We start from the raw sequence: 17,045 nt of genomic DNA, 5'->3' as shown, positions 1-17,045 counted from the left end.
AGCTTCTTCGGACCCTGCGGCCTGCGATCCCCACGGATCTCGAACACTGCAACCCCTGATCACGTCAGGCGTTGCAACGATCCCTAGAACCCGAGGCGTTAACAAGGGGCCCTTCCTTACAACTCAGCTTGCGGGGGGCGAGGTCTGGCCGGTGATCAGGTAGACCACCTGCTCGCCGGCGTTGACGGCGTGGTCGGCGAAGCGCTCGTAGAAGCGGCCGAGCAGGGTGGCGTCGATGGCGGTCTCCACGCCGTACGGCCAGTCCTCGCCGAGCAGCACCCCGAACAGGCTCCGGTGCAGGTCGTCCATGGTGTCGTCGTCGCGGTCCAGTTCGGCGGCGAGGTCGGCGTCGGGCTTGGCGAGCACCGAGCCGATCTTGACGGCCATCCGGTCGGCGGTGGCGGCCATGTCGGTGAAGATCGGCCGCAGCTCGGCCGGCACGGCCGGCGACGGGTGCCGGCGCAGGGCCGTCTTGGCGACGTGGTCGGCCAGGTCGCCCATCCGCTCCAGGTCGGCCGCGACGTGCAGCGCGGTGATCATCGCGCGCAGGTCGGAGGCGACCGGCGCCTGCCGGGCGAGCAGGTCGCAGACCCGCTCCTCGACGTGCCGGTAGAGGTCGTCGATCTCGGCGTCCCGCTCGATCACCGTCTCGGCCGCCCGGCGGTCCGCGGTGAGCAGGGCGCGGGTGGCCTGCCGCATCGCGGCCCGGACCCCCTCCGCCATGTCCACCAGCAGTTGGCTGACGATCTGCAGGTCAGCCCGGAACTCGTCGCGCATTGTCACGTCCTGTGGTCGGTGGTCGCCGCCGGTGGGCGGCGAGGGAGCAGGTGCGCCGCCCACGGTAGGTCGGACGGACGGACCGCAGATGAACCACGGTGAACGACGCCGGACGCGGGAGTGAACTTTCCCGGAAGCGAGCGTGATTCGCCCTATTTGTAGTGGTTGCCAGGTTAACAATCGCCCTACGATCGCCGGGTGGAGTGGGCGGTGACGGTCGCGTTGGCCGTGGGGCTGGTGGCCGGACTGGTCGCCGGGGTGCTGCTGCCCCGGTTCGTGCCGGGGCTGGGCGGGCGCTCCACCTCGACGGGGAGCCGGCCGGGCTTCCCCCTCACGCGTGGGAGGCTCCCGATAGCCGAGGATCCGCAGTCCGGGCTCGGCCGCCGGACCATCGACTCGCTCCGCGCCGGCGTGGTGGTGCTCGACCCCGACGACCTGCCCGTCCTGGTCAACCCCGCCGCCCGCGCGATGGGGCTGCTCCGCACCGGCCCGACCCCCGGCTCGATCGCCGCCCACCCCCTGATCCGTACGCTCGCCGGGCAGGTCCGGCGCACCGGCGTGCGGCGCGAGATCGAGCTGGACCTGCCGCGGGGCCGCGACAACACCGGGGTGAACCCGCTCGGGGTGCACCTGCGGGCGATGGGACTCGGCGCGGGCTACATCGCGGTGGAGGCGGCGGACGTCACCGAGTCGCACCGGCTGGCCCGGGTGCGCCGGGACTTCGTGGCCAACGTCAGCCACGAGCTGAAGACCCCCATCGGCGCCCTGCAACTCCTCGCCGAGGCGCTGCTCGACGCCACCGAGCCGGCCGGCGCGGGCGCGCCCGACCTCTCCGAGGACCTGGTCGCCGCCCGGCGCTTCGCCGAGCGGATCCAGCACGAGTCGACCCGGCTGGGCCGCCTGGTGCAGGAGCTGCTGGAGCTGACCCGGCTCCAGGGCGCCGAGGCGCAGCCGCCCCCGGAGCCGGTCGCCGTCGACTGGGTGGTCGCCGAGGTGGTCGACCGGACCCGCACCTCCGCCGCCGCCCGCCGCATCGACGTGGTCGTCGAGGGCGAACGGGGGCTCACGGTCCACGGCAGCGACACCCAGCTCGCCACGGCGGTGTCGAACCTGGTCGAGAACGCCATCAACTACTCGGCCGAGGACACGACCGTCCGGATCACCGCCCGCGCCGACGACGAACACGTGGAGATCGCCGTCGCCGACCAGGGCATCGGCATCGCCCCGACCGACGTCGACCGGATCTTCGAGCGCTTCTACCGGGCCGACCAGGCGCGGTCCCGGTCGACCGGCGGCACCGGGCTGGGGCTGGCCATCGTCAAACACATCGCCGGCAACCATGGCGGGCGGGTCGAGGTGTCGAGCACTCTTGGTGGTGGGTCGACGTTCACCCTGCGGCTGCCCGCCCGTCCCCCCGACGAGATCCTGGCGACACTGCCGTCTGCTGGGATCGAGGCCGGCCCGGCCGAGCTCCGGCAGGTCTGACAGCAATGGAAAGGAAATCCCCGTTGAGCCGCGTTCTGGTGGTCGAGGACGAGGAGTCGTTCTCCGACGCCCTGTCGTACATGCTCCGCAAGGAGGGCTTCGAGGTGTCCGTCGCCGCGACGGGCCCCTCCGCCCTCACCGAGTTCGACCGGACCGGCGCCGACATCGTGCTGCTCGACCTGATGCTGCCCGAGATGTCCGGCACCGAGGTGTGCCGGCAGCTCCGACAGCGCTCGCACGTGCCGATCATCATGGTCACCGCGCGGGACAGTGAGATCGACAAGGTGGTCGGCCTGGAGATCGGCGCCGACGACTACGTGACGAAGCCGTACTCGCCGCGGGAGCTGGTCGCCCGGATCCGGGCGGTGCTGCGCCGGCAGAGTTCCGAGGTCGCCGAGTCGGGCGCGCCGACGCTGGCCGCCGGCCCGGTCCGGATGGACATCGAGCGGCACGTGGTGACCGTCGACGGCGCCCCGGTGCAGCTTCCGCTCAAGGAGTTCGAGCTGCTGGAGCTGCTGCTGCGCAACGCCGGCCGGGTGCTGACCCGGGGGCAGCTCATCGACCGGGTCTGGGGGGCCGACTACGTCGGCGACACCAAGACCCTCGACGTGCACGTCAAGCGGCTGCGTTCCAAGATCGAGCCGGAGCCGTCCGCGCCGCGCTTCATCGTCACCGTGCGGGGCCTGGGCTACAAGTTCGAGCCCTGATCGGCGTACGCGCGAAAGGGGCCCGCGCCGGCGCGCGGGCCCCTTTCGCGTGGTGCGGCGGCGGCGGTCAGGCGCCGTCGGCCGGGTGCGGGGCGACCATGCCCTGCCGGCTGCGCGCCCCGCACAGCTCGGCCAGCTTCGCGTACGCGGGCGCGCCGATCAGCGCGGTCAGCTCCGGGCCGTAGGAGACGTACATCGGCTCGGCGCCGACGTGCGCGTCGGTGGAGGAAGTGCACCACCAGTCCAGGTCGTGCCCGCCGGCGCCCCACCCCCGCCGGTCGAACTCGGACAACGTGGAGACCAGCACCTTGGTGTTGTCCGGCCGCTTGACCCACTCCTGGTCGCGGCGGATCGGCAACTGCCAGCAGACGTCCGGCTTGTATTCCAGCGGGTGCACCCCGTCGCGCAGCGCCTGGGCGTGCAGCGCGCAGCCGGCGCCGCCCGGGAAGTCGGCGTCGTTGAGGAAGACGCACGGGCCGTCCTCCGCCTGGGTGGCGGTGCGGCGGGCCGGGTTCTTGCCGTCGATCGTGTCGTTCTCGGTCCAGTTCTTGAACCCGCGACGATGGTGCTGCCACGTCGCCGGGCTCAGCCGCTTCACCGCGGCCCGGACCCGCTGCTCGTCGTCGGAGTCGGTGAAGAACGCGCCGTGCGAACAGCAGCCGTCGGCGGCCCGGCCGGCGACGATGCCGTGGCAGCCCCGGCCGAAGACGCACGTCCAGCGGGAGAGCAGCCAGGTCAGGTCGGCCCGGACCAGATGGTTCTCGTCCGCCGGGTCGGCGAACTCGATCCACTCCCGCGGGAAGTCCAGCGGCACCTCGCGGCTGCGGGGGTCGTCCGGGTCGTCGACCAGCACACGGAGTTCGATCTGCCCTGTCACCCGGCCCAGCGTACGCGCGGAGCCCCGCCCGGTCCGCCGAGCCGCGCAAACCGGTTGCCCCTAGGGTCGTCAACATGCGACTGGGTGTCCTCGACGTCGGTTCCAACACGGTGCACCTCCTGGTGGTCGACGCCCACCACGGCGCGCACCCCTGGCCGGCGCACTCCGAGAAGGTGGTGCTGCGGCTGGCCGAGCAGATCGGCCCGGACGGCGCGCTCACCGAGGCGGGCGCCGACGGCCTGGTCAAGGCGGTCAGCATGGCCAGGGCGGCCGCCGCCGGGCTGGACGCCGACGACCTGATCGCGTTCGCCACCTCCGCCGTGCGGGACGCCACCAACGCCCCCGAGGTGCTCGCCCGGGTCCGCGAGGAGGCCGGCGTACGCCTGGAGGTGCTCCCGGGCGCGGACGAGGCGCGGCTGACCTTCCTCGCGGTGCGGCGCTGGTTCGGCTGGTCCGCGGGGCGGTTGCTGGTGCTGGACATCGGCGGCGGCTCGCTGGAGATCGCGGCCGGCATCGACGAGGACCCGGACGAGGCGGTGTCGCTGCCGCTCGGCGCCGGCCGGCTGACCCGGGACCGGCTCCGGGTGGCACCGGACAGCGCGGCGCCGCCGCCGGCCGAGGCGGTCGACGAGCTGCGGGCGTACGCCGACGGCCTGCTGGAGCCCGTCGTCGCGCGGATGGCCGCGGTGGGCTGGGAGCGGCCGGTGGCCACCTCGAAGACGTTCCGGACCCTGGCCCGGCTGGCCGGTGCGGCCCCCTCCGGCGCGGGCCTGTGGGCCCCCCGCCGGCTCACCCGCCGCGGGCTGCGGCAGGTGCTCGGGTTCATCCGGCACATCCCGCCGGCCCAGCTCGTCGAGCTGGAGGGGGTCAGCGCGGGCCGGGCCCACCAGTTGCTCGCCGGGGCGGTGGTCGCCGAGGCGGCGATGCGCCGGCTGGACGTGGAGGCGCTGGACATCTGCCCGTGGGCGCTGCGCGAGGGCGTGATCCTGCGCCGGCTCGACCAGCTCGGTTCCGGGTGATACGGGCGCTTTGCGGGTTCTCGTCATGAGGTGTCAATCGACCCCGGCTACCCTCGATGGTGTGACTTCCCGCGTCCCCGTGCTCCTGTCCAGTTCCTCGGTCTTCCCTGAGCGGACCGCGGCGGCGTTCCAACTGGCCGCGGCGCTCGGCTACGACGGCGTCGAGGTGATGGTCTGGACGGACGCCGTCAGCCAGGACGTCGGCGCGCTGCGCGGGCTCGCCGAGCACTACGGCGTCCCGGTGCTCTCCGTCCACGCGCCCTGCCTGCTGGTCACCCAGCGGGTGTGGAGCCCGGACCCGTGGGAGCGGCTGCGCCGGTCCGCGGAGATGGCGGCGACGCTCGGCGCGCCCACCGTGGTGGTCCACCCGCCGTTCACCTGGCAGCGCGACTACGCGCGCAACTTCGCCGACGGGCTGGCCAGGATCGCCGGCGAGTTCCCGGAGCTGCGCCTCCCGGTGGAGAACATGTACCCGGTCCGGATGGCCGGCCGGCAGTTCGTCCCGTACGTCCCGGGCTGGGACCCGACCGAGACCGGCTACCCCTCCTACACGCTCGACCTGTCGCACTGCGCCGCCTCGCACACCGACGCGATGGCGATGGCCGACCGGATGGGCGCCGGCCTGGCGCACGTCCACCTCGGCGACGGCACCGGCGAGGGGCGCGACGAGCACCTCGTGCCCGGGCGCGGCAACCAGCCCTGCGCCGAGCTGCTCTCCTCGCTCGCCGGGCGGGGGTTCACCGGCTCGGTCGCCGTGGAGGTCACCACCCGGGGCGCGAAGAGCCGCGCGGTGCGGGAGGCCGACCTGCGCGAGGCGCTGGAGTTCGCCCGCCAGCACCTCGGCACCCCGTCCCCCGTCGACGCCTGACGCGCCGACCTTCGACGCGTCACCCGAACCACGCGGGTCGGGCGGGGCCGCGTCGGGAGACCGGGCGCGGCGGGCCGCGCCGCGAGCCGGTCGAGGGTGCCGGGTCGACAGCCCGGCCCGCGCCGGTGGCCGACCCGGGCCGGGCGTCAGGCGACCGTGGTGAGGGATTCCTTGCTGGCGGCGCCGGCCTGCTCGCCCACCGCGGCGCGCTTGCGGGCCCGGTGCGCGGCCACGTGCGAGCGGGTGGCGCAGCGCTCCGAGCAGAACCGCCGGCAGCAGTTGGACGAGGTGTCCAGGTAGACGTTGCCGCAGCGTTCGTCGGCGCAGACCCCGAACCGGGCGCTGCCGTACTCGCAGAGCCAGACCGAGAGGCCCCAGACCGCGCCGGCCAGGTATTCGGCGCTCACCGAGGCGCCCCGGCTGGTCACGTGCATGTGCCAGTCGCTGGAGTCGTGCCCGGAGATGCGGGGCTGCACCGGGAACGCCTCCAGCAGGGCGTTGAGCTCCGCCACCGCCTGGACGTCCCGCCCGGAGGTGCCGTACTCGAAGACGTCGCGCAGGCGCTTCTGCGCCCGCCGGAAGGTCGCGAGGTCCCGCTCCGCCACCTCGTCACGCATCCACGCGTTGTCGTCGGGGAAGAGGGCCCGCAGGTCGTCGAGGTCGTCCAGGCGGGCGTTGACGAGGTCAACGCCGGTCCGGGCGTACGCGTCGAAGTTCACGCCCCCAACGGTAGACGACTCAGGAGCCGCGTGGTGCGTCGATGTAGTGCGGCAGGAACCGCGCGTAGCCGTCGGTGATGAGGCTCGCGCTCTCCCGCACCCCCGCACCGGCCGACTCGCCGTCGACCACCCAGCTGCCCAGCACCATCCGGTTGCCCTCGAAGTCCGGCAGCGCGCGGAACTCCTGGTAGCAGAAGCCCTCGTCGCCGTAGATCCCCGGATTGGTGATCTCCCCGGCGCCGGTGACGATCCGCACCGAGCCGCCCTCCCGGCCGAGCAACGGCTTCGCGACGTACTCGGACATGCCGCGCGGCGAGTCGAGGTACGCCGGCAGCAGCAGCTCGTGGCCGGGGTACAGCTCCCAGAGCACGGCGAGCAGCGCCTTGTTCGACAGCAGCAGCTTCCACGCCGGCTCGATCCAGGTGGTCGGGGTGCCCGGCCGCAGCGCCAGCGACCCGTACGGCTCGGCGAGCATCCACTCCCAGGGATAGAGCTTGAAGCAGGTGGTGACCGGCTGGTCCGCCGCGTCGACGAAGCGCCGCCCGTCCCAGCCGATCTCCTGGACGGGCTGGAACACGACGTCCAGCCCGGCCTGCCGGGCGGTCTCGGCGAGGTAGCCGGCGGTCATCTGGTCCTCGCCGGACTCCTCCTCGTTCGACCAGACCACGTGCACCCGCCGGTCGTGCAGGCCGGCGCCGATCTTCGCCCAGGCGCCGACGAGGCGCTCGTGCAGGCTGTTCCACTGGTCCAGCTCCGGCCGGGTGTGCTCCAGCCAGTACCACTGGACGATGCTCGCCTCGACCAGGGCGGTGGGGGTGTCGGCGTTGTACTCCAGCAGCTTGGGGGGCCAGCTGCCGTCGTACCAGAGGTCGAAGCGCCCGTAGAGGGTCGGCGGCGACTCGCGCAGCGACCGGGCCACGGCCTCGGCCGCCCAGTCCGGGATGCCGAACTCGGCGTGGCGGCGGCGCGCGACGACGTGCTCGGCGGCAGCCACCGACATCCGGTGCAGCTCCTCCGTCGCCTCCTCCAGCCGCAGCACCTCGTCCAGCTCGAAGGCGTACGCGGCGGTCTCGTCCCAGTACGACATGATCCCGCCGTCGGGCAGCTCCGTGTCGACGTACACCAGGCCCTGCGAGCGGATGGTCGCGTCCCAGCCGGGGCGGGGGGCGACGGACTCCCGGCGCACGTCAGCCGCCGCAGGCGGCGAGGTGGGTGCCGAAGCCGCCCCGGTCGGGGACGGCCGCGGTGACCGGTTCCGGCGCGGTGCCGCCGGCGGTGACCTCGGGCACCCGCAGCGCGACGGCCACGGTGCCGCCGCCGCCGACAGGCCCGAGGGCGCAGTCGTCGTCATCGTCGTCGTCGGAGGTCGTGTTGCAGGCGGAGAGGGCGAGCGCCAGGGCGGTGAGCGCGCCGAGCTGCACGGAGGCCGACCGGAGCCGGCGGCGGGGGCGATGTTCCACGTCATGGTTGTAACCGATGGACACCAGCGCCGTCCGCCCCGGGCGGGGCCTGTGATGCGGTTGGGACCTGGGCGCGGGCAGTGCCGCCGCCGCCCGGCGCGCAGGCGTCGTCGGGCGTTACGCTCGGTCCATGCTCCGTTCCGTCATCCTCGCCGCCTCCCGGTCATCCCAGGTCGAGCGGCTCGTCGCGACGGCCCCGGTCACCCGGGACCTCGTCCGCCGGTTCGTGGCCGGCGCCAAGACCGACGACGCGTTGCGCGCGACCCGCGAACTCGTCGACGACGGTCTCGCGGTCTCCCTCGACCACCTCGGCGAGGACACCGTCACCCCCGAGCAGGCCAACGCCACCCGGGACGAATACCTGCGGCTGCTGACGCGGCTCTCGGGCGCGGGGCTGACCCCGGCAGCCGAGGTGAGCGTCAAGCTCTCCGCGCTCGGCCAGATGTTCGACGAGCAGCTCGCCTACGACAACGCCCGGGCGATCTGCGCCGCGGCCGACGAGGCGGGCACCACGGTCACCCTGGACATGGAGGACCACACCACCACCGACTCGACCCTGGACATCCTGGCCAAGCTCCGCAAGGACCACCCGTCCACGGGGGCGGTGCTCCAGGCGTACCTGCGGCGGACCGAGTCGGACTGCCGCGAGCTGGCCACGGCCGGGTCCCGGGTGCGGCTGTGCAAGGGCGCGTACAAGGAGCCGGAGTCGGTGGCCTACCAGTCCGCCCGCGAGGTGGACAAGTCGTACGTCCGCTGCCTGAACATCCTGATGTCCGGCGACGGCTACCCGATGCTGGCCACCCACGACCCGCGCCTGATCGCCATCGGCGAGGACCGGGCCCGCTGGTTCGACCGCGGCCCCGAGCGGTTCGAGTTCCAGATGCTGTACGGCATCCGGCCGGAGGAGCAGGCCCGGCTGGTCGGCGAGGGCTACACCGTGCGCACCTACGTGCCCTACGGCGACCAGTGGTACGGCTACCTGATGCGCCGCCTCGCCGAGCGCCCGTCCAACCTGGCCTTCTTCGGCCGGGCCGTGCTCAGCAGGAAGTGACTCAGCCGTTCGACCAGCCCCGGGTGCTCAGCACCAGGCGGTAGCCGTCCGGATCGACCACCGTCACCCCCCAGCGGTCCCAGTACGGGCCGGCGGAGACCCTCGTCCCGCCGGCCCGCTCCAGTTCCCGGACCAGCTCGTCGTCGACCGCGCCGTCGAGGTAGAGCACCAGCAGGTCCTCGACGGTCGGCGTGGGCGCGACCGCGAGCTGCTCGCCACCGACGAGTTCGAGGTGCCAGTGGGCGCCGGGCCGGCCGACGATCAGCAGGTCGTGCTCGCCCGGCGCACCGGCGGTGGCCCGCCAGAGCACGTCGAGGCCGAGCGCGTCGACCCAGAAGCGTCCGGCGGCCTTCAGGTCGCGGCTCGGGCGGGCGATGCGCAGGTGCGGGTCGGTGGTCCGGGGCAGCGGCATACCGTCGATCGTGCGACCTGAAGCTGACTTGAGGTCAACCCCGACAGACCGGTCACCGCGCCGAGCGGCGCGTTCCGGTCCCGGCTCCCGGGAGGAGCACCGATGTACGCCCTGCTCTTGCTGCTGCTCTTCCTGCTCGAACTGGCCGTGCTGGCGATCGGCGGCTGGTGGGGCTGGTCGTGGGACGCCGGGACGCCCGCCCGCCTGGCCGCCGCCGTTGCCGTGCCGCTGCTGCTGGCCGCCCTCTGGGGCAGCTTCGGGTCGCCGAAGGCCCGGGTGCCGCTACCGGCGGCGGGCAAGCACGCGTTCCAGGCCGCCTGGTTCGTGGCCGGCGGCGGAATGCTCGCCCTGCTCGGGCGGCCGCTGGCCAGCGTCGCGCTGGTCGTCGCCTGGGCGCTCACCGTCGCCCTGCTCCGGCGGTCGGGCCGCCCTGCCTGAGCCGCCCCGGCGGGCCCACCCGGGGCGTGCCGCCACGGGTGCCGGCGCGACCCGCCCGGGTGCGGCGTCGGCCGGGGCGGTGGTCGCCGGGGCGACCGGATGGTCGTACCCTTCGCCGGGTGACTGACGGGCAGCCCGAGGCGGACGGTCGGCCGGCGACGGACGACGCGCGGGCCACCGCGACGACACCACCCGCCGCATCGTCCACGCCCACCGAGCCGCCCACGCCGGGCACCCCTGCCGCGCCCGCCGGGCCGGCCACCTTGCCCGCGCCCGCCGGGCCGGGCCTGCCGACCGTGCCCACGGCGTCGGCCGAGCCCGGTCCCGGTGCGGTGCCGGCGGTGCCGCCGGAGCGGGCGTCGCGGCGGCTGTGGCCGCTCTGGGCGGCGCTCGCGGCGGTCGTGGTGATGGTCACCTGCGGCCTGCCCACGGCGTTGCTGGCCGGCCTTGCGCGCGACGACGCCAGGCCGGTGCCGGGGGCCTCCGGCACCCGGGCCGACGACCCCGCCACGAGGGCCGCGCGCCAGCTCGGCGAGCGGATGACCGCGGAGCTGGCGCGGCAGTCGGCCGCGCTGCTCGCCGGGGACCGGGCCGGGTTCCTGGCCGTCGCGGAACCCGTCGCGCACCCGGACCTGCGCCGCCGGTACGCCGCGCTGCGGGCGCTGCGGGTGACCGCCTGGCAGGCCGGGGCGACCGGCCTGCCCACCCCGGTCGAGGGCCGGCCCGGCGAGTGGCGGTTGCCGGTCGAGTTTCGGTACTGCTTCGTCGTGCCGGACTGCCGCACCAGCCGGGTGCTGACCGGCACCCGCTGGCGGGCGGGGGACCGGCCCCGGCTGCTCGCCCTCGAGCCGTCCCGGTCGGCGGAGACCGGCACCCGGCCCTGGGAGGTCAGCGAGCTGGCCGTCGCCGTCGGCCCGCGCACCCTGGTGGCCACCACTCCCGCCCTGCGCCGGCAACTGCCCGGCCTGCTCGCCCAGGCCGAGGCGGCCGCCACGGTCGCCGACACGTACGTCGTCGGCGGCCGGCCGCCCGACCGGTACCGGGTCTTCTACGCGGGCCCTGCGGAGTGGCAGCGCTGGTACGGCGGGGGTCGGCCGAAGTGGACCGCCGGGTACGCGGTCACCGTCGGCGGCGGCCACCACGAGGTGGTGCTCAACGCCGACGGGCTGGTGTCCAGCGGGGTGGACGACCTCCTCCGGCACGAGCTGACCCACGCCGCCTCGCTGCCCGAGCGGGGCTACCCGGGCAAGGGCATCTGGTGGCTGGTCGAGGGGCTGGCCGAGCACGCCGGCGCCGACGGCCAGCCGGTCGACCGGTACGAGGGACTGGCCGAGGTGCGGCGGCTGACCGGCGGCTGGGACGGCCGGCTCGACGGCCTCACCCCGGCCGACGACGCGCCGGCCGAGCGGGTCAGCGGCAGCTACGGCATCTCCTACCTGGCCGTCCGGCACCTGGTCGACCGGTTCGGCCCGGAGCGGCTGCTGGCCTTCTTCGCGGCGGTGGTGCACGAGCGCCGCCCGGTGGCCGACGCGGCCGAGGCGACCTTCGGCGAGCCGTGGAGCGCCCTGCACGACGAGTGCGTCGCGTACGTCCGGGCCGTGGCCGCCTGAGCGACGCAGGGCTGACGGCGTGGTGGTCGGCGACGACGCAGCCCACGGGCGGTCGGGGGCGTTCATGATCGACCGCTGTCGGACGGCGCCGGTCGACCTGACACACTGGTGCGGCTCCCAGCGCGGAGCCCCGGTCCGCGTCCGGAAGCGGCCCGGGGCACCCGCCCGGTGGTTCCGGTGGCGCCGCCGGAACCACCGGGCGCCTTCCGCGACGGGGGCGGCTCGTCAGCGCGGTGTGGCGGGTGGCGCCGGACGCGCTGCGGGCCACCGGCTGCACAGGGCGCTGCGGGGTGGGCGCCCGGAAGACGACCCGCCCCGTGACGGGTCACCGCCCCTGACCGTGCTCGGCTCCCGGTGGTCGCGCCGCGGGCGGGACGAGGACCGACCGGACGCCGGGCGCAACAGGTTCGACAAGGACGTAGCCGGTCGGGTGGACCGGCCCCCGAACCATGATCAGTTGTACGAAGGGATCGCGCCGGTCACAGCCGCCCCGCTACCGTACTGGTAACACGCGCGTCGCCGGTCCGGGCGGGGAGGATCCCGTCCGGTGGCACGCGCCGGGCATGGGATGGGTCGGTGAGCCATGGCCGGGTCGCAGTCCGACGGTCGGCTGTCGGAGGTCAAGTTCCTGACCGTCGCCGAGGTGGCGACGGTCATGCGGGTGTCGAAGATGACGGTCTACCGCCTGGTGCACAGCGGTGAGCTCACCGCGGTCCGGGTCGGCCGGTCGTTCCGGGTTCCCGAACACGCGGTGCACGAATACCTGCGGGGTGCCTTTCAGGAAACCGCCTGAGCCGCCCGCGGGCCACCCGTCGAGTGCGACGTAACGGGCATCGACGGGGGCGCGTTGGTCCTGCTGACGCTCTCCGGCTACCCTGGACCCCGACCGTGACCGCAGATGCGCCCCGCCGCATGTCCCGCTGGCCCGGTCCGCTGTCCGCACGCGGTCGTCGACGGCACCCGATGGTGGTGTCATCCGGTCGCCCCGCATGTTGCATCGAAAGGCTTTCGTATGGGCTCGGTGGTCAAGAAGCGCCGCAAGCGCATGGCTAAGAAGAAGCACCGCAAGCTGCTGCGCAAGACCCGCGTCCAGCGTCGCCGTCTCGGCAAGTGACCGGGGCCGGGCCGCTGCCCGGCACCCGTCGTCACTTGCCAACTGTCGACCCTCGGAGGCTCAGGTGATCAGGCCGTGGATGTCCCGGCTCGATCCCGCCTGCCGGGGGAGGTGCGCGACATGACCCCCGGTGGCACCCCAGGTGCCCCGGGGGTCGTCGTCGTGACCGGGGTCAGCCGCTACCTCGGCGCGCACGTCGCCGCCCGGCTCGCCGCCGACCCGCGCATCGAGCGGGTCATCGGCGTGGATCCGTCGGAGCCGGCCGCCGAGTTCATCGACCTGCTCGACCGTGTCGAGCGTGTCCGCGTCGACGCCGGCTCGCTCGGCGGTCTCCTCGCCGACCTCGACGTCGACGCCGTGGTCCACCTCGCTCTCGTCACCGCCCCGGACCAGCAGCACGGCGGTCGCGCGGCGATGAAGGAGCAGAACGTCATCGGCACGATGCAGCTCCTCGCCGCCTGCCAGCGGGCGCCCCGGCTGCGCAAGCTCGTGGTCCGCTCCTCGACAGCCGCGTACGGGGCGTCGTTCCGCGATCCGGCCGTCTTCACCGAGGAGACCGAGCCGCGCGAGGTGCCGCGCGGCGGCTTCGGCCGCGACATCCTCGACATCGAGGGGTACGTCCGTGGCTTCCGCCGCCGCCGGCCCGACGTCACCGCCACGGTGCTGCGCTTCGCGCCCTTCATCGGCTCGACCGCCGACACCACCCTCACCCGCTACTTCTCCCAGCCGGTCGTGCCCACCGTGTTCGGCCGCGACCCCCGGCTGCAGTTCCTGCACTTCGACGACGCGCTGGAGGTGCTGCACCGGTCGATCGTCGAGGACCATCCGGGGACGTACAACGTGGCCGGTCCCGGAGTGCTCTCCCTCTCCCAGGCGATCCGCCGGGCCGGCCGGGTCGCCGTGCCGGTGTTGGAGCCCGGCCTCTCCGGGGCCGTCGCGTTCGCCCGCACCCTAGGCTTCGGCCGCTACGGCCTGGACCAGGTCGACCTCTTCGTGCACGGCCGGGTCGTCGACACCACCCGCCTCGAGCGGGAGTACGGCTTCACGCCCCGCTCCACCGCCGCCGCGTTCGACGACTTCATCCGCGCCCACCACGGTGGCGTCGTGGTGACCCGGGACCAGTTGGCGGTCGCGGAGCACCTCGTGCTGGAGGGGATCCGGCAGGTCCGGGCCGCCGTGCGGGAGCGCTCGTGAGCGAGCCGGAGGAGCGGCGCGACGGCCGCTACGACGTACCGCTGACCGTCGCCGAGCCGGGCGCGGAGCCGGCGCGGGCGAACGGGCACCGCCGGGCTGCCACGGTCGACGAACCGGACACCGCCGCCACCGACGAGCCGGTGGCGGCCACCGCTGGCAACAGGGACGAGCCTGGCGGGCCTGCCGCGTCGGGCGGCACGGACGAGCCCGACGAGCCGGCGGCGACGGAGGCCGACCGGCCGCGCGGGGCCGGGGACGCGCCGGCGACGACCGGGCCGGCGGTGCCGGACCGACCGGGCGACCACTGGGACCGCCGGGTCGCCAAGGGGCTCGCGTTCCTGCGCCGCCGGCTCTCCGGCGACTACGAGGTCGACGAGTTCGGCTTCGACCCGGAGATCACCGAGGCGGTCTTCCACCCGCTGCTGCGGGTGCTCTACCGGGACTGGTTCCGCACCGAGGTCACCGGCCTGGAGCACGTGCCCGCCGAGGGCGCCGGCCTGGTCGTCGGCAACCACTCCGGCACCGTGGCGCTGGACGCGCTGATCCTCTCGGCCGCCCTGCACGACCAGCACCCGGCCCACCGCTACCTGCGGCTGCTCGGCGCGGACCTGGTCTTCCGGATGCCGGTCGTCTCCGAGCTCGCCCGCAAGACCGGCGGGACGGTCGCCTGCAACCCGGACGCGGAGCGGCTGCTCGGCAACGGCGAGCTGGTCGGCGTCTTCCCGGAGGGCTTCAAGGGCATCGGCAAGCTCTACGCCGAGCGCTACAAGCTGCAACGCTTCGGCCGGGGCGGGTTCGTCTCGGCGGCGCTGCGCACCGGCACCCCGATCGTGCCGGTCGCCATCGTCGGCGGCGAGGAGATCTATCCGATGCTCGCCGACATCAAGCCCCTGGCGCGGCTGCTCAAGCTGCCCTACTTCCCGGTCACCCCGACCTTCCCGTGGCTGGGGCCGCTGGGCATGGTGCCGCTGCCGAGCAAGTGGCTGATCGAGTTCTGCCCGCCGATCCCCACCGCGCACCTGACGGACTCCGCCGACGACCCGCTCGTGGTGTTCAACCTGGCCGACCAGGTGCGGGAGACGATCCAGCAGACCCTGCACAAGCTGCTCGAACGCCGGCCGGACCCGTTCGGCCCGTGACGCGGGCGGCCGGCGACGTCAGCCGTTGCGGCGGCGCCGGTGCAGGGCCATGCCGGCGGTGACCGCCCCGGCCAGCAACCCGGCGGCGGCGGTGGACGGCACCACGATCTTCACGGCGCGCCGGCCGGTGCGGAAGTCGCGTACCTGCCAGCCGCGCTGCCGGGCCTCCCTGAGCAGGGCGGCGTCGGGGTTCACCGCCACCCCCCGACCCACCGTGGAGAGCATCGGCAGGTCGTTGCAGGAGTCGCTGTAGGCGGTGCAGCGGGCCAGGTCCAGCCCCTCCACCGCGGCGAGCTGGGTGACCGCCTCGGCCTTCGCCGGGCCGTGCATCAGGTCGCCGACCAGCCGGCCCGTGTACGCCCCGTCGACCACCTCGGCGACCGTGCCGATCGCGCCGGTCAGGCCCAGCCGGGCGGCGATCACCCGGCCGATCTCCACGGGCGCGGCGCTGACCAGCCAGACCCGTTCGCCGGCGTCCAGGTGCCGCTGGGCCAGCTCACGGGTGCCGCCCCAGATCCGGGGGGCCATCAGCTCGTCGAAGATCTCCTCGGCGAGGCGCTCCACGTCGTCCACCCGCCAGCCCTCGACGAACGCGAGGGCGGCCTCCTTGGCCTGCGACATGTCCCCGGCGTGCTCGGTGGCGAGCAGCCGGAAGCGAAGCTGCTGCCACGCGAACCGGGCCAGGTCGGTCGTGGTGAAGTACTTGCGTGCGGCGAGGCCCCGGGCGAACCAGTAGATCGACGCGCCCTGCATCATCGTGTTGTCGACGTCGAAGAAGGCCGCCGCGGTCGGATCCGGCTGCGGCGGAGCCAGGGGTGCCAGGTCGGTCTCCGCCCAGCCGGCGGTGTGACCGTGGACGTCGGTGCTGACCGTCACCTTGCGGCTGCGGGCCACGCGACCTCCCTCTGCTGACCGGGCGCGGCGTGTGCCTGCCACTGGTCGAGGGTAGCCGGGCGACGGTTGCCGACGGCCGCCCGGCGGGTGAACTGTGGCGTGGACGGCGCGCCGGGCAGGTCAGCGGTCGCCGGGGCAGGTGGCGGGGGCCGGGCCGAGGGAGTCGCTGCCGACGGGGGCGGGCAGGCCGCAGGAGATCGCCGCGCGGAGCGCGTCGGAGCGCTTGCGGGCCGTGTCCAGCAGGGCCAACGAGCGGCGGGTCCGGTCCCGGTCGGCCCGGGTGCCGGCGTCGAGGAGGTCCCCGACCGCCCGCCGCTGCCCGGTGAGGAAGGAGTTGACCGCGTCCAGCGCCGCCAGGTCGGAGCGCTGCGCCGCGGCGGTGGTCAGCAGGCGTACGCCCTGGCGGGTGTCCGCGTCCATGTCGTCCAGCACGGCGCTGTAGCCGTCCCGGTCCCCGCGCAGCGCGGCGGCCTCGGCCAGCCGGGTGCGGGCGAAGTCCAGGAAGAGCTGACCTCGGCTGATGTCCGAGCTGGCCAGCGCGAGCTGGGCCCGTTCCGTCGAGCGCTTCATGCCGTACAGCGCGTCACCGGGGACCGCGTTCTCGCTCGCGGCGGAGATGCCGGAGAGGGCGACCGCGCCGGCCGCGACGCCGACCAGGATGGCGCCGCGGGCGCGGGCCCGGCGGGCGGTGACGGCGGGCAGCAGGCGGCTGCGACCGGTGTCGGCGGCGCCCGGCTCCGGCGCGGCGGCGGTCGCCGGGGCGCCGATGCCCTCGCGTTCGGCCGTGGCCAGCAGCATGGCGCGCAGCCCGGTGCGGAACTCCGGGTCCACCTCGACGGCCGGCGGGGCGGCGCCGAGCCGCTGCCCGACGGCGACGAGCGCGGCGAGCTGGTCGTCGTCGCGGGAACGGACGTGGTGTCGCCGGCCGCCGTTGGCCTCGTCGAGAAGCTGCGCGAAGCGCTCCGCGCGCCGACGGGAGAAGAGGTCGCTGTCCACCGCAGGCACCTCCTCTCGCTGGTCACGGCCGGTCGGCCGCTGTCGTCGCCAGCGACCGGTGACGGCGTGACACCACGGACGAAGGTCGTGGCCGGCCACGCTGCCGGACCTCGGAACCCGGGGGGATGCCGGGGCTACCACCGGTCGCACCCGGAGAAACGGTCCGCACCGGGCATGGGTTACGGGCCCGCCGGGTGCGAAATCACGGAAAGTGATTGCCGTCACGGCGCGGGGAGGGTGGTGAGCTGGGCGAACGGGGATCGACGCCCGTCGGTCCCGTCGCCG

19 protein-coding genes and 1 pseudogene are annotated in these 17,045 nt (G+C 74.5%); 12 read left to right on the top strand and 8 right to left on the bottom strand.

Translation table 11 applies throughout. The features are described from left to right. Positions 1-123: 123 nt before the first annotated feature. Positions 124-777, bottom strand: coding sequence for a phosphate signaling complex protein PhoU (gene phoU / locus AB0G14_RS02110; RefSeq protein ID WP_357692774.1), 654 nt, complete (start codon positions 775-777; stop codon positions 124-126). A 198-nt stretch (positions 778-975) separates the two neighbouring features. On the opposite strand from phoU, the gene AB0G14_RS02105 reads away from it, so the two are divergent. Next, positions 976-2,262 carry an ATP-binding protein gene (locus AB0G14_RS02105; RefSeq protein ID WP_357692772.1) on the top strand — a complete coding sequence of 429 codons (1,287 nt, stop codon included), beginning with the start codon at positions 976-978 and terminating at the stop codon, positions 2,260-2,262. 23 nt (positions 2,263-2,285) lie between these two features. Further along, the gene (locus AB0G14_RS02100; RefSeq protein WP_350707007.1) at positions 2,286-2,969 is read left to right on the top strand and encodes a response regulator transcription factor; all 684 of its coding nucleotides are present in this window, start codon (positions 2,286-2,288) and stop codon (positions 2,967-2,969) included. Between the two features lie 67 nt (positions 2,970-3,036). On the opposite strand, the gene AB0G14_RS02095 is transcribed toward AB0G14_RS02100, so the two are convergent. Then, entirely contained in the window at positions 3,037-3,846 is an 810-nt protein-coding gene (locus tag AB0G14_RS02095; protein ID WP_357692770.1) for a hypothetical protein, read from the bottom strand. A gap of 74 nt (positions 3,847-3,920) precedes the next feature. On the opposite strand from AB0G14_RS02095, the gene AB0G14_RS02090 reads away from it, so the two are divergent. Next, entirely contained in the window at positions 3,921-4,865 is a 945-nt protein-coding gene (locus AB0G14_RS02090) for a Ppx/GppA phosphatase family protein (RefSeq protein WP_357692768.1), read from the top strand. Positions 4,866-4,926: 61 nt separating this feature from the next. Further along, the gene (locus tag AB0G14_RS02085) at positions 4,927-5,733 is read left to right on the top strand and encodes a sugar phosphate isomerase/epimerase (protein WP_357457488.1); all 807 of its coding nucleotides are present in this window, start codon (positions 4,927-4,929) and stop codon (positions 5,731-5,733) included. Positions 5,734-5,879: 146 nt separating this feature from the next. Here AB0G14_RS02085 and AB0G14_RS02080 read toward each other — a convergent pair whose 3' ends face one another. Genes AB0G14_RS02080 through AB0G14_RS02070 form a run of 3 tightly spaced genes read right to left on the bottom strand, consistent with a single transcriptional unit; the run spans position 5,880 to position 7,912 of the window. Next, positions 5,880-6,452: a CGNR zinc finger domain-containing protein gene (locus tag AB0G14_RS02080; RefSeq protein ID WP_357692766.1), complete on the bottom strand. Its 573-nt coding sequence runs from the start codon at positions 6,450-6,452 to the stop codon at positions 5,880-5,882. Between the two features lie 19 nt (positions 6,453-6,471). After that, positions 6,472-7,638, bottom strand: a complete 1,167-nt coding sequence (locus AB0G14_RS02075; RefSeq protein ID WP_357692764.1) for a glutathionylspermidine synthase family protein — start codon at positions 7,636-7,638, stop codon at positions 6,472-6,474. A 1-nt stretch (position 7,639) separates the two neighbouring features. Continuing rightward, positions 7,640-7,912, bottom strand: a complete 273-nt coding sequence (locus tag AB0G14_RS02070; protein ID WP_350707019.1) for a hypothetical protein — start codon at positions 7,910-7,912, stop codon at positions 7,640-7,642. 130 nt (positions 7,913-8,042) lie between these two features. Between AB0G14_RS02070 and AB0G14_RS02065 the strand changes: the two genes are divergently transcribed. Further along, positions 8,043-8,963: a proline dehydrogenase family protein gene (locus AB0G14_RS02065; protein WP_357692762.1), complete on the top strand. Its 921-nt coding sequence runs from the start codon at positions 8,043-8,045 to the stop codon at positions 8,961-8,963. Between the two features lies 1 nt (position 8,964). Here AB0G14_RS02065 and AB0G14_RS02060 read toward each other — a convergent pair whose 3' ends face one another. Beyond that, a complete protein-coding gene (locus AB0G14_RS02060; protein ID WP_357692760.1) occupies positions 8,965-9,375 on the bottom strand; it encodes a VOC family protein in 411 nt (136 codons plus the stop codon). Between the two features lie 102 nt (positions 9,376-9,477). Here AB0G14_RS02060 and AB0G14_RS02055 point away from each other — a divergent pair, with 102 nt between their 5' ends. From AB0G14_RS02055 to AB0G14_RS02025, 7 genes and pseudogenes are all read left to right on the top strand, one after another. Further along, positions 9,478-9,813, top strand: coding sequence for a YrdB family protein (locus AB0G14_RS02055; RefSeq protein WP_357692758.1), 336 nt, complete (start codon positions 9,478-9,480; stop codon positions 9,811-9,813). Between the two features lie 119 nt (positions 9,814-9,932). Further along, a complete protein-coding gene (locus AB0G14_RS02050; protein ID WP_357692756.1) occupies positions 9,933-11,423 on the top strand; it encodes a hypothetical protein in 1,491 nt (496 codons plus the stop codon). A 51-nt stretch (positions 11,424-11,474) separates the two neighbouring features. Continuing rightward, a pseudogene (locus AB0G14_RS02045) lies at positions 11,475-11,608 on the top strand (ABC transporter ATP-binding protein); the annotation flags it as partial. Positions 11,609-12,006: 398 nt separating this feature from the next. Continuing rightward, entirely contained in the window at positions 12,007-12,216 is a 210-nt protein-coding gene (locus tag AB0G14_RS02040) for a helix-turn-helix domain-containing protein (RefSeq protein ID WP_007465625.1), read from the top strand. Positions 12,217-12,435: 219 nt separating this feature from the next. Further along, the gene (locus tag AB0G14_RS02035) at positions 12,436-12,537 is read left to right on the top strand and encodes an AURKAIP1/COX24 domain-containing protein (RefSeq protein ID WP_007465623.1); all 102 of its coding nucleotides are present in this window, start codon (positions 12,436-12,438) and stop codon (positions 12,535-12,537) included. A gap of 120 nt (positions 12,538-12,657) precedes the next feature. Beyond that, the gene (locus AB0G14_RS02030; protein WP_357692754.1) at positions 12,658-13,731 is read left to right on the top strand and encodes an NAD-dependent epimerase/dehydratase family protein; all 1,074 of its coding nucleotides are present in this window, start codon (positions 12,658-12,660) and stop codon (positions 13,729-13,731) included. Between the two features lie 281 nt (positions 13,732-14,012). Then, on the top strand, positions 14,013-14,870 hold the full coding sequence (locus tag AB0G14_RS02025; protein ID WP_357692804.1) for a lysophospholipid acyltransferase family protein: 858 nt from the start codon (positions 14,013-14,015) through the stop codon (positions 14,868-14,870). A gap of 18 nt (positions 14,871-14,888) precedes the next feature. On the opposite strand, the gene AB0G14_RS02020 is transcribed toward AB0G14_RS02025, so the two are convergent. Both AB0G14_RS02020 and AB0G14_RS02015 read right to left on the bottom strand, forming a co-directional pair. Continuing rightward, on the bottom strand, positions 14,889-15,764 hold the full coding sequence (locus tag AB0G14_RS02020; RefSeq protein ID WP_357692752.1) for an HAD-IB family hydrolase: 876 nt from the start codon (positions 15,762-15,764) through the stop codon (positions 14,889-14,891). 120 nt (positions 15,765-15,884) lie between these two features. Beyond that, positions 15,885-16,760, bottom strand: coding sequence for a DUF5667 domain-containing protein (locus AB0G14_RS02015; protein WP_357692750.1), 876 nt, complete (start codon positions 16,758-16,760; stop codon positions 15,885-15,887). Positions 16,761-17,045: the final 285 nt, after the last annotated feature.

Origin of the sequence: Micromonospora sp. NPDC023814 (genome assembly GCF_040639595.1) — a bacterium.
GTDB lineage: Bacteria > Actinomycetota > Actinomycetes > Mycobacteriales > Micromonosporaceae > Micromonospora.
This window is presented reverse-complemented; position numbering and strand designations above follow the sequence as displayed.